Source organism: Amycolatopsis sp. NPDC051373 (assembly GCF_040689465.1).
GTDB lineage: Bacteria > Actinomycetota > Actinomycetes > Mycobacteriales > Pseudonocardiaceae > Amycolatopsis.
In genome coordinates this window covers 54,385-67,513 of sequence record NZ_JBFBAE010000027.1, presented here as the reverse complement: position 1 = coordinate 67,513, position 13,129 = coordinate 54,385, and the positions used below count along the sequence as shown (strand labels likewise).

The 13,129-nt window shown below is 69.7% G+C and carries 11 protein-coding genes; 5 read left to right on the top strand and 6 right to left on the bottom strand.

Going from position 1 to position 13,129, the window contains the following annotated elements; translation table 11 throughout:
- The first annotated feature begins 562 nt into the window (after positions 1 to 562).
- The gene (locus AB0383_RS38315; protein ID WP_366189883.1) at positions 563 to 1,903 is read left to right on the top strand and encodes an ankyrin repeat domain-containing protein; all 1,341 of its coding nucleotides are present in this window, start codon (positions 563 to 565) and stop codon (positions 1,901 to 1,903) included.
- A gap of 79 nt (positions 1,904 to 1,982) precedes the next feature.
- Positions 1,983 to 2,879, top strand: coding sequence for a nuclear transport factor 2 family protein (locus AB0383_RS38310; protein WP_366189882.1), 897 nt, complete (start codon positions 1,983 to 1,985; stop codon positions 2,877 to 2,879).
- On the opposite strand, the gene AB0383_RS38305 is transcribed toward AB0383_RS38310, so the two are convergent.
- From AB0383_RS38305 to AB0383_RS38290, 4 genes are all read right to left on the bottom strand, one after another.
- The gene (locus tag AB0383_RS38305) at positions 2,876 to 3,151 is read right to left on the bottom strand and encodes a DUF397 domain-containing protein (RefSeq protein ID WP_220237610.1); all 276 of its coding nucleotides are present in this window, start codon (positions 3,149 to 3,151) and stop codon (positions 2,876 to 2,878) included. The two genes, AB0383_RS38310 and AB0383_RS38305, sit on opposite strands and share 4 nt — an antisense overlap.
- 119 nt (positions 3,152 to 3,270) lie before the next feature.
- Positions 3,271 to 4,284 carry a ketol-acid reductoisomerase gene (gene ilvC, locus AB0383_RS38300; protein WP_220237609.1) on the bottom strand — a complete coding sequence of 338 codons (1,014 nt, stop codon included), beginning with the start codon at positions 4,282 to 4,284 and terminating at the stop codon, positions 3,271 to 3,273.
- 51 nt (positions 4,285 to 4,335) lie between these two features.
- On the bottom strand, positions 4,336 to 4,842 hold the full coding sequence (gene ilvN / locus AB0383_RS38295) for an acetolactate synthase small subunit (protein ID WP_220237608.1): 507 nt from the start codon (positions 4,840 to 4,842) through the stop codon (positions 4,336 to 4,338).
- Positions 4,839 to 6,743 carry an acetolactate synthase large subunit gene (locus tag AB0383_RS38290; protein ID WP_366189881.1) on the bottom strand — a complete coding sequence of 635 codons (1,905 nt, stop codon included), beginning with the start codon at positions 6,741 to 6,743 and terminating at the stop codon, positions 4,839 to 4,841. The genes ilvN and AB0383_RS38290 overlap by 4 nt, the downstream gene beginning before the upstream one ends.
- A gap of 334 nt (positions 6,744 to 7,077) precedes the next feature.
- Here AB0383_RS38290 and AB0383_RS38285 point away from each other — a divergent pair, with 334 nt between their 5' ends.
- Both AB0383_RS38285 and ilvD read left to right on the top strand, forming a co-directional pair.
- Entirely contained in the window at positions 7,078 to 7,614 is a 537-nt protein-coding gene (locus tag AB0383_RS38285) for a PH domain-containing protein (protein ID WP_366189880.1), read from the top strand.
- A 72-nt stretch (positions 7,615 to 7,686) separates the two neighbouring features.
- A complete protein-coding gene (ilvD, locus tag AB0383_RS38280) occupies positions 7,687 to 9,531 on the top strand; it encodes a dihydroxy-acid dehydratase (RefSeq protein WP_364185150.1) in 1,845 nt (614 codons plus the stop codon).
- A 179-nt stretch (positions 9,532 to 9,710) separates the two neighbouring features.
- On the opposite strand, the gene AB0383_RS38275 is transcribed toward ilvD, so the two are convergent.
- A complete protein-coding gene (locus AB0383_RS38275; protein ID WP_364185152.1) occupies positions 9,711 to 10,286 on the bottom strand; it encodes a DoxX family protein in 576 nt (191 codons plus the stop codon).
- A gap of 67 nt (positions 10,287 to 10,353) precedes the next feature.
- Complete coding sequence (locus AB0383_RS38270) at positions 10,354 to 11,262, bottom strand: 2-hydroxyacid dehydrogenase (protein ID WP_366189879.1); 909 nt, start codon at positions 11,260 to 11,262, stop codon at positions 10,354 to 10,356.
- 58 nt (positions 11,263 to 11,320) lie between these two features.
- Here AB0383_RS38270 and AB0383_RS38265 point away from each other — a divergent pair, with 58 nt between their 5' ends.
- Positions 11,321 to 12,535 (top strand): PQQ-dependent sugar dehydrogenase, encoded by a 1,215-nt coding sequence (locus AB0383_RS38265; RefSeq protein ID WP_364185156.1) that lies wholly within the window; start codon positions 11,321 to 11,323, stop codon positions 12,533 to 12,535.
- The last annotated feature ends 594 nt before the right edge of the window (positions 12,536 to 13,129 follow it).

Genomic DNA, 13,129 nt, shown 5'->3' with positions numbered 1-13,129 from the left:
GACCTTCATCCCTTCGTACGCACGGCGATCCTGCGCACCAGTGCGTAAAGGTCCCCTTCACGCACTCTCGGCCGGATGAAGGGAACCTTCACGCCGTGCCGAACACCCACCGCAGTCGAGGGCGGGATCAACGGACCCTTCATCGCTTCAACGGCCTCACCGCTGCCCCAGCAATGGGTGAAGGGTCCCTTCACCCGCTCGCCGTCACCCATCGGTAGTCGCCGACGCGCGAAGGGGACCTTCATCCCGCCAGCGGCGCGATCTCGGACCGACTGCGCGCGAAGGGGACCTTCACCCGCAGTTCTGCACCCACAGTGACCCAGCCATGCATGAAGGGGACCTTCATCCCTTCCCGCCCCTGGCCCGAAGACGACGGCCGGCGTTGCCGTTGAGGGGCGAAACCGGGGCGAGCGGGCGGTACAGTGGCGAGGCGCGGTGAGGGCCGCGTCCCGTCCGCGGAAAGGGCTGAGCCCACCCCCGAAGTGAAGTGCGGTGCGTGCGCCTTCTTCCCTGCCCGGTGCCGGCGGACCACGGGCGAACCGAGGGAAGGAAGGACTCCCCCATGGCCGCGTTGCCCGCAAAACCCGATCTCGCCCAGCTGCGCAAGCGCGCGAAAGAGCTGGCGCGCGCGGAGTCGATCAAGCTGTCCGAGGCGCAGTTCCGCGTCGCGCGCGGGCACGGGTTTCCGAGTTGGCCGAAGTTGCAGGCGTACGTCCGGCGAGTCGCCGAGGGCGGGCCGAATCTGCAGCACGCCTACCACGCCGACACCGAGTACTACAGCGAGCGCGCCCTCGGACTGTTCGCGTCCGCCGAGGACGGGACCTCCGGAGCCCGCGAGGCGTTCGAGCGCCACGACCAGCCGTTGACGCGCGAGGGCGCGCGGACGGTCGTCGCCAAGGAGCACGGGTTCGGGTCGTGGCGCGGGTTGCGCCAGCACGTCGCGGCGTTGTCGGACAGTGGCGAGCCGTTCGCGCGGGCGTTTCGACTCCTGGAGGCGAGAGACGTCGACGGGCTCGCGGCAGTGGTCGACGAGTTCCCCGAGCTCGTCCACGCGCGCGGCACCAACGGCAACGACCTCCTCGGCATGGCCGGCGCCACCTGCGACGAACGGCTCACGCGCGTCCTGCTCGAACGCGGCGCCGATCCCGCGCGGGGCAACGCCCACGGCTGGACCCCGCTGCACCAGGCCGCGTACAGCGATCTGCCCCTGCTCGCCGATCTGCTCCTCGACGCCGGCGCACCACCGGATGTGTCGGCGCGCGGCGACGGCGGGACGCCTCTTGTCGTCGCGTTGTTCTGGGGAAACCGGACTGTGGCCGAAAAACTGGCGACGCGCGACCGGTCCCCTCGCAATCTCCGCGTCGCAGCGGGTATCGGGGACGCCGAGCTGATGGACGAGCTCGTCCGTCCGAACGGGACACTCGCGCCGGCGGCGGGTGCGCACCGTGAGTTCTACCGGCCCCACAGTGGTTTTCCGTTGTGGCGCCTCAGCGACGATCCCCGGGAGATCCGCGACGAAGCCCTCAGCTGGGCAGCGCGCAACGATCGCACCGACGCCCTGCGCACCCTCGCCGAGCGCGGCGCGGACCTCGATGCCGACGTCTACCGCGGCACCGCCCTCACCTGGGCCGCCGCGCAGGGCAAAATCGCCGCCGTACGGACGTTGCTGGAGCTGGGCGCGGACGTGAACCGTGTCGGGACGTTCGGCGGCCCGAAGCACGGCGTCGGGATCACCGCCCTGCACCTCGCCGCGCAGAACAACCGGCTCGACGTCATCGAGGTCCTCGTCCGGGCCGGCGCCGATCTCGACGCGCGCGACGGCCTCTGGAACTCCACACCCGAAGGCTGGGCCGAAGCGTGCGACAGCCCCGCCGCGCGCGACCTGCTGGCGAAAGCTCGGTAGACAAGCGGAGTTCGCAGTCCGTATCGTCGACCGAGCGAGACGGACTATGGACTCCGTTTCATCCACTGGGAGGACAACCATGACCACACCCCGAGAAGTCTTCGAGCGGCTTTCCGAGGGCATCACCGCGGGCCGGTTCGACGAGCTTTCCCAGCTCTACGCGGAGGACACCGTCGTCGAGCACCCCACCGCGATCCCCATCCCCGGTCGAATCGAGGGGCGAAAAGCGGTGCACGAGCGGTTTGTGGGCGGCCTGGGGGCGACGCTGCGGCTGTCGACGAGCGACGTCGTCGTCCACGAGACGACGGACCCCGAGGTGATCGTCGCCGAGTTCCGGTACACGGTGGAATCGTCGCTCAGCGGCGAAAAGACCGAAACCGAGAACATCCAGATGCTGCGGGTGCGCGACGGGCTGATCGTCCACAGCCGCGACTACCACGACTACCTGCGGATGGCGGCCGTCCAGGGCGCGGCGGCCGGGCTCGCCGAGGCGTACGACCAGGTCCCGCCCCACGAACCCGACCCTGTCCAGCCGCGGCCGGCACAGCTCGCCGACCGCAAGAGTCCGCTGGGTGTGTTCCAACGGCTCTGCTACGGCGTTTCCGACCAGCGCTGGTCGGAGCTGCCCGACCTCTACGCCGAGCAGACCGACGTCCGCCACCCGTTCCTGCCGGGCTCACCCGTGCTGAAATCCCGCGAAGACCTGCGCACGCACTTCGCGCTGGCCGGCGAGATCGGCGTCCGCATGCAGGCCACCGACCTCGTCACCTACCAGAGCACCGACCCCGAGGTGCTGATCGGCGAATTCGCCTACGAGGGGCAACTCGCCGGAATCACGCCGTTCCGCGTCAACAACATCTTCGCGCTGCGCGTGCGCGACGGGGAGATCGTCGAGTCGCGCGATTACGGCGACCACCCGGCGCTCGCGGCCGCGGCCGGCCGGCTCCAAGAGCTGGTCGACCGCGTAATCGCCTAGGCCTCGAGGTCCTCGGGCAAGTCGAACTCGCCGTCACGGACGCCCTTCACGAACGCGTCCCACTCCGACGGCGTGAACACGAGCACCACGCCGTCCGGTTTGGACGACTGGCGCATCGCGACGTACGTGACGCCGTCGGTGTGCGGCACGAAGGCGTACTCCACGCAGTCCTCGAGCGTGACGCCTTCGGGCTCGGCCCTGATCCAAGGGGCGTCGGTGAGGTCCAGCTCGTGCCGGATGTGCGCCTTGTCGTCGACGGGCTGATCACTCATGGCACCAGCGTATCGACCCACCGCGACAGGTCTCGCCACTGAACGGCGAAACCACCGAAAAGGCCCCCTCACCTGCGGGTGAGGGGGCCTTTTCGAACGATCAAGCCATCACAAGAAGATCAGGCGGTCTCGGTGATCGGCCGGTCGACCCACGACATGAGGGCACGCAGCTTCTTGCCGGTCTCCTCGATCGGGTGCTGGTTGCCCTGCTCCTCGAGCTTGATGAAGTTCGGGCGCCCGGCCTCGTCCTCGGCGACCCATTCGCGCGCGAAGGTGCCGTCCTGGATCTCGCCCAGGATCTTCTGCATCTCCTGCTTCACCGCAGGCGAGATCACGCGCGGGCCGCGGGTGAGGTCGCCGTACTCGGCCGTGTCGGAGATCGAGTAACGCTGACGGGCGATGCCGCCCTCGTACATGAGGTCGACGATCAGCTTGAGCTCGTGCAGTACCTCGAAGTAGGCGATCTCCGGGGCGTAACCGGCCTCGGTCAGCACCTCGAAGCCCGTCTGCACCAGCGCCGACGCGCCACCGCAGAGCACGGCCTGCTCGCCGAAGAGGTCGGTCTCGGTCTCCTCGGTGAACGTCGTCTTGATGACGCCCGCGCGCGCACCGCCGATGGCGGCCGCGTACGACAGGGCCAGCGCCTGGGCGCCACCGGTCGCGTCCTGCTCCACCGCGATCAGGCAGGGCACGCCCTTGCCGTCCACGAACTGGCGGCGCACGAGGTGACCCGGGCCCTTCGGGGCGACCATGGCGACGTCGACGTTGCCCGGCGGCTTGATCAGGTCATAGCGGATGTTGAAGCCGTGGCCGAAGAAGATCGCGTCGCCGTCCTTGAGGTTCGGCGCGATGTCCTCGGAGTAGATGAAGCGCTGCTTCGTGTCCGGCGCGAGGATCATGATCAGGTCGGCCTCGGCCGCCGCCTCGGCGACGTTCAGCACGCGCAGACCCTGCTCCTCGGCCTTCGCCCGCGACTTCGACCCCTCCGGCAGGCCGATGCGGACGTCGACACCGGAGTCACGCAGGCTCAGCGAGTGGGCGTGGCCCTGGCTGCCGTAGCCGATCACGGCGACCTTGCGACCCTGGATGATCGAAAGGTCCGCGTCGTCGTCGTAGAAGATTTCCACTGCCATGGGGGTACTGCTTCCTTTCGGGTTACTGCTGAAGAATCGACTTCTCAAGAATCAGCGGGGCGAGGTGGCGGTGATCGAGCGGGCCCCGCGACCCACCGCGACCATGCCGGACTGCACGAGCTCACGGATGCCGTACGGCTCGAGCATGCGCAAAAGTGCGCCGATCTTGTCCGATGTCCCGGTCGCCTCGACGGTGAGCGCCTCCGGGGACACGTCCACCACCTTGGCACGGAAGAGCTGGACGGTCTCGAGGACCTGGCTGCGCACGGTCGCGTCGGCCCGGACCTTCACGAGCAGCAGTTCACGCTGCACCGCGCTGGACTGTTCCAGCTCAACGATCTTGATCACGTTGACCAGCTTGTTGAGCTGTTTGGTCACCTGTTCGAGCGGTAGCTCTTCAACGGCGACCACGATCGTCATGCGGGACACCTCGGGGTTTTCCGTAGGGCCCACGGCGAGGGACTCGATGTTGAAACCGCGGCGGGAGAACAGGCCGGACACCCGGGCGAGCACGCCGGGCTTGTTCTCGACCAGCACGCTCAACGTGTGGACGGTCATCGGTTTTCTCCTTCCGCGGCAGCTTCGGCGGCTTCGAGGGTCTCGGCGGCTTCCTGCGAAACCTCGTCGTCGTCGAACAGCGGCCGGATGCCGCGGACGGCCATGATCTCGTCGTTGCCGGTGCCCGCGGCCACCATCGGCCACACCTGGGCATCCTTCCCCACGACGAAATCGATCACGACGGGGCGGTCGTTGATCTCCATGGCGCGGCGGATCGTCGCGTCGACGTCCTCCTTGGTCTCACAGCGCAGCCCGGCGCAGCCGAGTGCCTCGGCCAGCAGCGTGAAGTCGGGGATGCGGTGCTTGTGGGTACCGAGGTCGCTGTTGGAGTACCGCTCCGAGTAGAAGAGGTTCTGCCACTGACGGATCATGCCGAGGTTGCCGTTGTTGATGACGGCGACCTTGATCGGTGCGCCCTCGATGGCGCACGTGGCGAGCTCCTGGTTGGTCATCTGGAAGCAGCCGTCGCCGTCGATCGCCCACACCTGCGTGTCGGGCAGGCCGAACTGCGCGCCCATGGCCGCCGGGACGGCGAAGCCCATGGTGCCGAGGCCGCCGGAGTTGATCCACGTACGCGGCTTCTCGTACTTCACGAACTGCGCGGCCCACATCTGGTGCTGGCCGACGCCGGCGGTGAAGACCGCGTCGGGACCGGCGAGCTCACCGATGCGCTCGATGACGTACTGCGGCGACAGCGAACCGTCGTCGGGCCACTCGTAGCCGGCCGGGTAGGTGTCGCGCCAGGAGTCGACCTGCGTCCACCAGTCGGTGAGGTCCGGCTTGTGCCCGTGGTCGAACTCGGCCTTCACGGCGGCGATCAGCTCGCCGATGATCTCGTTGCAGTCACCGACGATCGGCACGTCGGCCTTGCGGTTCTTGGAGATCTCGGCCGGGTCGATGTCGGCGTGGATCACCTTCGCGTCGGGCGCGAACGACGACGTCGCGCCGGTGACGCGGTCGTCGAAACGAGCGCCGAGCGCGATCAGCAGGTCGGACCGCTGCATCGACGCGACCGCGGCGACGGTGCCGTGCATGCCGGGCATGCCGACGTGCTGGGGGTGCGAGTCGGGGAACGCGCCGCGCGCCATCAGCGTGGTGGCGACCGGGATGCCGGTCAGCTCGGCCAGCTCCAGCAGCTGCTGCGAGGCCTCGGCCTTGATCACGCCGCCGCCGACGTAGAGAACGGGCCTGCGAGCGTTCGCGATGAGCTTCGCGGCTTCGCGCACCTGCTTGCCGTGCGGGCGCAGCGTCGGGCGGTATCCCGGCAGGCGCATCTCGGGCGGCCAGGAGAACGAGGTCATCTCCTGCAGCACGTCCTTGGGGATGTCCACCAGCACCGGGCCGGGTCGGCCCGTGAGCGCCAGGTGGAACGCCTCGGCGATGGTCCGCGGGATCTCCGCCGGGTCGGTGACAAGGAAGTTGTGCTTGGTGATCGGCATCGTGATGCCGCAGATGTCGGCTTCCTGGAACGCGTCGGTGCCGATCAGCGCGCGCGACTGCTGCCCCGTGATGGCGACGACGGGCACGGAGTCCATGTTGGCGTCGGCCAGCGGGGTCACGAGGTTCGTGGCGCCCGGGCCCGAGGTCGCCATGCAGACGCCGACCTTGCCCGTCGCCTGGGCGTAACCGGTGGCGGCGTGCCCGGCGCCCTGCTCGTGGCGGACGAGGACGTGGCGGACCTTCGTGGAGTCGAGCAGCGGGTCGTACGCCGGGAGGATGGTGCCCCCGGGAATGCCGAAGACGACTTCGGCGCCGACGGCCTCGAGCGAGCGGACGAGCGACTGCGCGCCCGTGACCCTTACCGGGGTTCCCGCCGGCGGCGCCGGCTTCGGACGTGCTCCGGGGACACCGGGCGCGGTCGGCCCGGGCTTCGCGTCGCTGCGCGACGTGGCACTGGTCATCGGTTCTGCCTCGTGGGTTCTCGGTGTCACTCGTTCGGGTTGTCTGGAGCCGTACAGCCGGTCGGAAACCGGTTCTACGCAACAAAAAACCCCCGCCGACCGTAAGGTCGCACGAGGGTCGCGCGTCGACGCAGCGGACTCTTCCTAAGCGTCGACGCGCTGAGGAAGTACGAGGCCGGTCTGCGTTGTCACGGCGCTGACGTTAGACCGGCGTCCGCGCGAGTGTCAACTCTGCGGGACGGCGGTTCCGCATGCTGGACCGCCAGTACTGCTCTTCGGGGGGACCCCGCGACCCGGGCGCAAGCACGCCGGAGACGCGGTGCACCATTCATTGGTGGCCGAAAAAGAGCAGGACCAGCGCGCGGACGAAGGCCGGAAGGCCGTGTTCAAGATCCCCAACACGGCGTACATGGCGATCGCGCTCCTGACCGTGTGTGTGACACCGATCGCACTCGGGGAGATCAACGGGCTGCAATGGCTGTACATCTTCCCGATCGCACTGTTCGTCTTCGTCGTGCGCACGCGCACCGTCGCGACGCGCGAGGGCCTGGCGGTGCGGACGGTGCTCGGCAAGCGCGACCTCCCGTGGTCGGCATTGAAGGGACTCGCCATCACCGGCAGGGCTCGCGTGCGTGCCGTGCTGGGCGACGACACGCAGGTCACGTTGCCCACGGTGAGGACGCGCCACCTTCCGGTGCTCGCGCTCGTGAGCGAGGGGAAGATCAAGGACCCCTCGGGTGTGCTGAGTGACGAAGAGCTGAAGCCGGCCGCTGAAAAGGCCGCCGCGAAGCCGGCCGAGAAGGCTCCGGAGCAGGCCCCCGAGGCCACGTCCGCCGAGACCGGCGGTTCCCCGGCCGAGCCCAGTGAGTAGAATTGGTAGGACCAGTTTGCGGAGCGGTCTCGTGACTCCGCCTGGACCAGCCTTCTGACCTGGGAGAATGCCGTGCCGCACCTCCGTTCCCGGACCACCACCCACGGCCGCAACGCGGCGGGCGCGCGCTCGCTCTGGCGCGCGACCGGGATGACCGACAGCGACTTCGGCAAGCCGATCGTCGCCATCGCCAACTCCTACACCCAATTCGTGCCGGGCCACGTGCACCTCAAGGACCTCGGAGACATCGTCGCCGACGCCGTGAAGGAAGCCGGCGGCATCGCACGCGAATTCCACACCATCGCCGTCGACGACGGCATCGCGATGGGCCACTCGGGCATGCTCTATTCGCTGCCCTCACGCGAAATCATCGCGGACTCCGTGGAGTACATGGTCAACGCGCACCAAGCCGACGCCCTCGTCTGCATCTCCAACTGCGACAAAATCACCCCCGGCATGCTCAACGCCGCCATGCGCCTCAACATCCCCACCGTGTTCGTCTCCGGCGGGCCGATGGAAGCCGGCAAGGCCGTCGTCGTCGGCGGCGTCGCGCAGGCACCCACCGACCTGATCACCGCGATCGCCGCGTCGGCGAGCAGCGAGGTCGACGAGGACGGGCTGTCGATCGTCGAGCGTTCGGCGTGCCCGACCTGCGGTTCCTGCTCCGGCATGTTCACCGCGAACTCCATGAACTGCCTCACCGAGGCGCTGGGCCTGTCGCTGCCGGGCAACGGCTCCACGCTGGCCACGCACGCTGCGCGCCGCGAGCTGTTCTCCGGCGCCGGGCGCACGGTCATCGACCTGTGCAAGCGCTGGTACGGCGAGGACGACGCGTCAGCGCTGCCGCGCTCGATCGCCACCCGCGCGGCCTTCGAGAACGCGATGGCCCTCGACATGGCCATGGGCGGCTCGACCAACACCGTGCTGCACATCCTCGCCGCCGCGCAGGAAGGCGAAGTCGACTTCACGATCAGCGACATCGACGACATCGGCCGCCGCGTGCCGTGTCTGTCGAAGGTGGCCCCGAACTCCGACTACCACATGGAAGACGTCCACCGCGCCGGCGGAATCCCCGCCATCCTGGGCGAGCTCTACCGCGGTGGCCTGCTGAACACCGGCGTCCACTCGGTCCATTCCCCCGACATCGACTCCTGGCTGAACGAGTGGGACATCCGCGCGGCGTCGCCGTCGGAGAAGGCGCTGGAGCTCTTCCACGCGGCGCCGGGCGGCGTGCGCACCACCAAGGCATTCTCGACGGAGAACCGCTGGTCGTCGCTCGACACCGACGCCGCCGGCGGCTGCATTCGTGACGTCGAGCACGCGTACACGAAGGACGGCGGCCTCGCGATCCTGCGCGGCAACCTCGCCGAGAACGGCGCCGTGATCAAAGCCGCCGGCATCGACGAGGACCTGTGGCACTTCGAGGGCCCGGCGCGGGTGCTCGAGAGCCAGGAAGAGGCCGTGTCGGCGATCCTCAACAAGGAGATCCAGCCGGGTGACGTGCTGGTCATCCGCTACGAGGGTCCTGCCGGCGGGCCGGGCATGCAGGAGATGCTGCACCCGACCGCGTTCCTCAAGGGCTCGGGCCTGGGCAAGAAGTGCGCGCTGATCACGGATGGGCGCTTCTCGGGCGGCTCGTCGGGCATCTCCGTCGGCCACATCTCGCCGGAGGCAGCGGCGGGCGGCCTGATCGGCCTGGTCGAGAACGGCGACCGCATCCTGCTGGACGTCCACGAACGCCGCCTCGAGCTGCTGGTCGACGCCGAGACCCTGGCGGAGCGCCGGTCGAAGATGGAGACGGCGGAGCGGCCGTGGCAGCCGAAGGAGCGTCAGCGCCCGATCACGGCGGCGCTGCGTGCGTACGCGCGGATGGCCACCTCCGCGGACACCGGCGCTGTGCGGGACCCGAACAAGTGAGCTTGACGGTTGAATGAGACGGGCCGTCCATCCCCCGAGGGGGTGGACGGCCCTTTTCGTTCGTTGCCGCTGATTGGCGACGGCGGTCTTCGTGCTGGTCAGCGGCCCGGCGAGAGCTCCGGATCACTCCGTCCGCCGGGCGGCGGAACTGCTTTCGCCACCCCGTGGCAAACCCCAGGTCAGCGTGTCAAAACGATGACCACCACCGAAGCCGCCGCGGCCAACAGCAGCGAGACGACACCCAGGGGCAACGGCCGCTTGCGCCACGGCGTGTTCCGCTCCAGCGAGATCCGGCCGGCGCCGGTGAAAATCAGGGCGAGGGCCACCACGCCGACGAGGAGTTCGAACTCCCAGCCGCGACCGTCGCCCTCGAAGAAGCCGCCGTGGAACTTCGCGAAGACGGCGCTGGCGGCGACGCCCAGGATCCCGGCGGCCGCGAGCGGCGTGAAGAGGCCCACGAGCAGCAGCGCGCTGCCGCCGACCTCGACGATGCCGGTGACCCACGAAAGCAGCGTGGTCTGCTTGTGGAAGCCGAATGTCTCGAGCAGGTGCGCGAACCCCGTGATGCCGGGTCCCCCGAACGCACCGAACAAGTGTTGCAGGCCGTGCGCCCCCACGATCGCGGCGAGCCCCAGGCGCAGGATCAGCAGGCCGAGGCCCAGGCCGCCCTGGCGTACCTCGTCGTCGTTGTCGTTCGTCGTGTCCCCGACCCCGGACAGCAGGCCGCTCTGGTAGTCGTCCCCTTGACTGGTCACGCGCGAAGGGTAGGGGATCCCGACCCCGGCCGCGAGCGAGCGCGCCGAGGTCAAGGGGCCCTTCGCCTCAGTATTCGCCGTGCACGATGTTGTCGGGCAGCTCGCCGCCCGCGTAACGCGCGATCTCGGCCGTGGCGACGGCGTACGAGCGTCGCCGCACACCGGCGACGGCCCCGCCGACGTGCGGTGTGAGCAGCAGACCCGGCGCATGCCACAGCGGGTGGTCGGCCGGCAGCGGCTCGGGGTCCGTCACGTCGAGCGCCGCGCGCAGGCGGCCGGCGGTGAGCTCGGCGAGGAGCGCGTCGGTGCGCACGACCGGTCCCCTCGCGGCGTTGACGAGGACGGCGCCGTCGGGCATCGCCGCGAGGAACTCGGCGTCGACCATCCCCCGCGTGCGCGACGTGAGGGGGACCATCAGCACCACGATGTCGTGGTGCGGCAACAGCTCGGGCAGCTCGGCGACGCCGTGGACCCCGTCGCGCGCCGACATGCCGACCATCGTGCAGCGGACGTCGAACGGTTCGAGCCGGCGCCGCAGCTGCCGCCCGAGGTCTCCGGCGCCGACGATGAGTGCGTGCTGGCCCTGCAGCGTTTCGGCCGAGCGGCGTTCCCAGTGGCGTTCGCGGTGGGCGTCGGCGAAAACGTCCAGCTTCCGGTACATCGACAGCAAGACAGCGACGACCCATTCGGCCGTGCTGCCGCCGTGGGCGCCCCGGCAGGTGGAGAGCAGGACGCCGTCGGGGAGCTTGCCGACCCAGTCCTCGGCGCCGGCCGAGAGCAGCTGCACGAGCTTCAGGTTCGGCAGCTCGCGCCACAGCTCGTCGCCTGCCGGGTGACGGCCGGGGATGAGAACCTCGGCCTTCGCGGCTTCCGGCGGCACGGGGTCGCCCCACTGGTAGCGCACGGCCTGCACCATCGGGAGCTCCGAGAGCGCCTCGACGCCCTCGTCGTCGGGGACCAGCACAGTCAGCGTCATGATCGCCACGTTAGCCACTTACTCCGCGCTCACGCGGGGGCACCTAGGCTGGAGCATCATGCGTACCCGGTACCGGTGGTCGGCGCCGCTGGCCCTTCTCGCCTCTGGCGGACTCCTGCTGTCGGGCTGCGCGCGGTTCGACGACACCGCGGCCGGCCAGACGTTCAGCGCCGCCCCGGTGCCCAGCCCCGAGTCGCCGCCGCAGGTGCAGGACCCGAACGACCCGTCCGGCGACGGCCAAGGCGGCGTGGGCCAGGGCGGTCAGCAGCAGTCGCCCACGCCGATCCCGCCGCCGCAGGGGTGCAAGGACTTCGACAAGGCCGTGATCGCCACGTGCCTGGACACGGTCGCGGCCGTCGCCGGCCTCCCGGGCGACGGCTCGACTCCGGCGGCTCTCGCCGGTGAACGGAAATCGGGCCGCGTGGTTCTCGCCACAGCCGGCCACGACGCGACGCCGTTCGAGCAGCTTGACGTCGTCGCGACCGGTGACGGCGGCCTGACCTCGCTTGCGCTGTCGCCGAGCTACGTCGAGGACCAGCTGGTGTTCGCGTACATCACCACGGCGACCGACAACCGCGTCGTGCGCTTCGCGAAGGGCCAGCCGCCGAAGCCGGTGCTCACGGGCATCCCGAAGGGCACGACCGGCAACCGCGGCGCCCTCGTCGGCGACGGCCGCGGCGCCCTGCTCGTCGCGACGGGCGACGCGGGCAACCCCGCGTCTGCGGCCGACCCGAAGTCGCTGGCGGGCAAGGTGCTGCGCATCGACACATCGGGCAGCCCGGCCGCCGGCAACCCGACCGCGGGCTCCGCCGTGTACGCCTCGGGCCTCCACGCCCCGGGCGGCCTCTGCACCTCCCCCGACGGCAAGCGCGTATGGGCAACCGACCAGACCGCCGGCCCCGACGCGCTGTACCGCGTCCAGGCGGGCCAGGCCCTGTCGACGCCCGCGTGGACCTGGCCGGACAAGCCGGGCGTCCGAGGCTGTGCCGACTTCTCCGACCTGGACGGCCTCCTGAGCATCGCGTCGTCAGTCGGCCTGCAGAACTTGCCGGTCAACCCGGACGGCGCTGTGACCGGCAAACCCAGCGTCAGCCTCGACGGCAAGGGTAAGCCCCCCACGACGTATGGCCGCCTCGCCGCCATGAGCATGATCAGCCCCCAGCTGGCGGTCGCCGGCACCACCAACAAGGACGGCGGCAAACCCGTCTCGAGCGACGACCGCGTCGTCCTCATCACGCTCGTCCAAACCGAAGTCGGTCCGGGGAAGGACTGAGGTCCGGCTTCGGCCTGGCCTGGGGGGTTTGTGGGTGTCGCCGTTGAGCGGCGACGGGCGGTTCCAGGTGGTCTTCGCCCCGGCTCGTTGCCTCAGCTACCCGGCCCGAGCGCGTCGCCATCCGCCGACGAACGCCCGGACTCCAGCCACCTCTCGATAGCGCGAAGCCGTTCGCCGTTCGGCGGCGATTGGTCGCCGCACCTCGGCGCCGCAGCGGTCGCCACTGGGCGGTGAATTGCGGTCGCCGTTCCGAGTCGAGTCGACTGTCGCCGTTCAGCGGCGAATCCAGTTGCAGGTCCCAGGCCACGCGGCAGTCGCCACTCAGCGGCCAATCCGGCCGCCATTCCCTGGTGAAGCGGCAGTCGCCGCTCGGTGGCGAATCGCGTTGCCGTTCCCAGGCGAAGCAGCAGCAGTCGCCGCTCAGTGGCAAATCCCGGTCGCCGTTCCCAGGCGAGCCGGCGGTCGCCGTTCAGCGGCGAATCATGTTGCCGCTCACGGCGAAACGGCAGCAGTCGCCATTCAGCGGCCAATCCCGGCTGCCGTTCCTAGGCGAGCCGGCAATCGCCATTGAGACGCGAATCGCGTTGCCCCTCG

What these genes read in the sequence shown, in the direction of transcription:
- AB0383_RS38315 (WP_366189883.1), top strand. Translation starts at nt 563, where the DNA reads ATGGCCGCGTTGCCCGCAAAACCCGATCTCGCCCAGCTGCGCAAGCGC.
- AB0383_RS38310 (WP_366189882.1), top strand. Translation starts at nt 1,983, where the DNA reads ATGACCACACCCCGAGAAGTCTTCGAGCGGCTTTCCGAGGGCATCACC.
- AB0383_RS38305 (WP_220237610.1), bottom strand. Translation starts at nt 3,151, where the DNA reads ATGAGTGATCAGCCCGTCGACGACAAGGCGCACATCCGGCACGAGCTG.
- ilvC (WP_220237609.1), bottom strand. Translation starts at nt 4,284, where the DNA reads ATGGCAGTGGAAATCTTCTACGACGACGACGCGGACCTTTCGATCATC.
- ilvN (WP_220237608.1), bottom strand. Translation starts at nt 4,842, where the DNA reads ATGACCGTCCACACGTTGAGCGTGCTGGTCGAGAACAAGCCCGGCGTG.
- AB0383_RS38290 (WP_366189881.1), bottom strand. Translation starts at nt 6,743, where the DNA reads ATGACCAGTGCCACGTCGCGCAGCGACGCGAAGCCCGGGCCGACCGCG.
- AB0383_RS38270 (WP_366189879.1), bottom strand. Translation starts at nt 11,262, where the DNA reads ATGACGCTGACTGTGCTGGTCCCCGACGACGAGGGCGTCGAGGCGCTC.
- AB0383_RS38265 (WP_364185156.1), top strand. Translation starts at nt 11,321, where the DNA reads ATGCGTACCCGGTACCGGTGGTCGGCGCCGCTGGCCCTTCTCGCCTCT.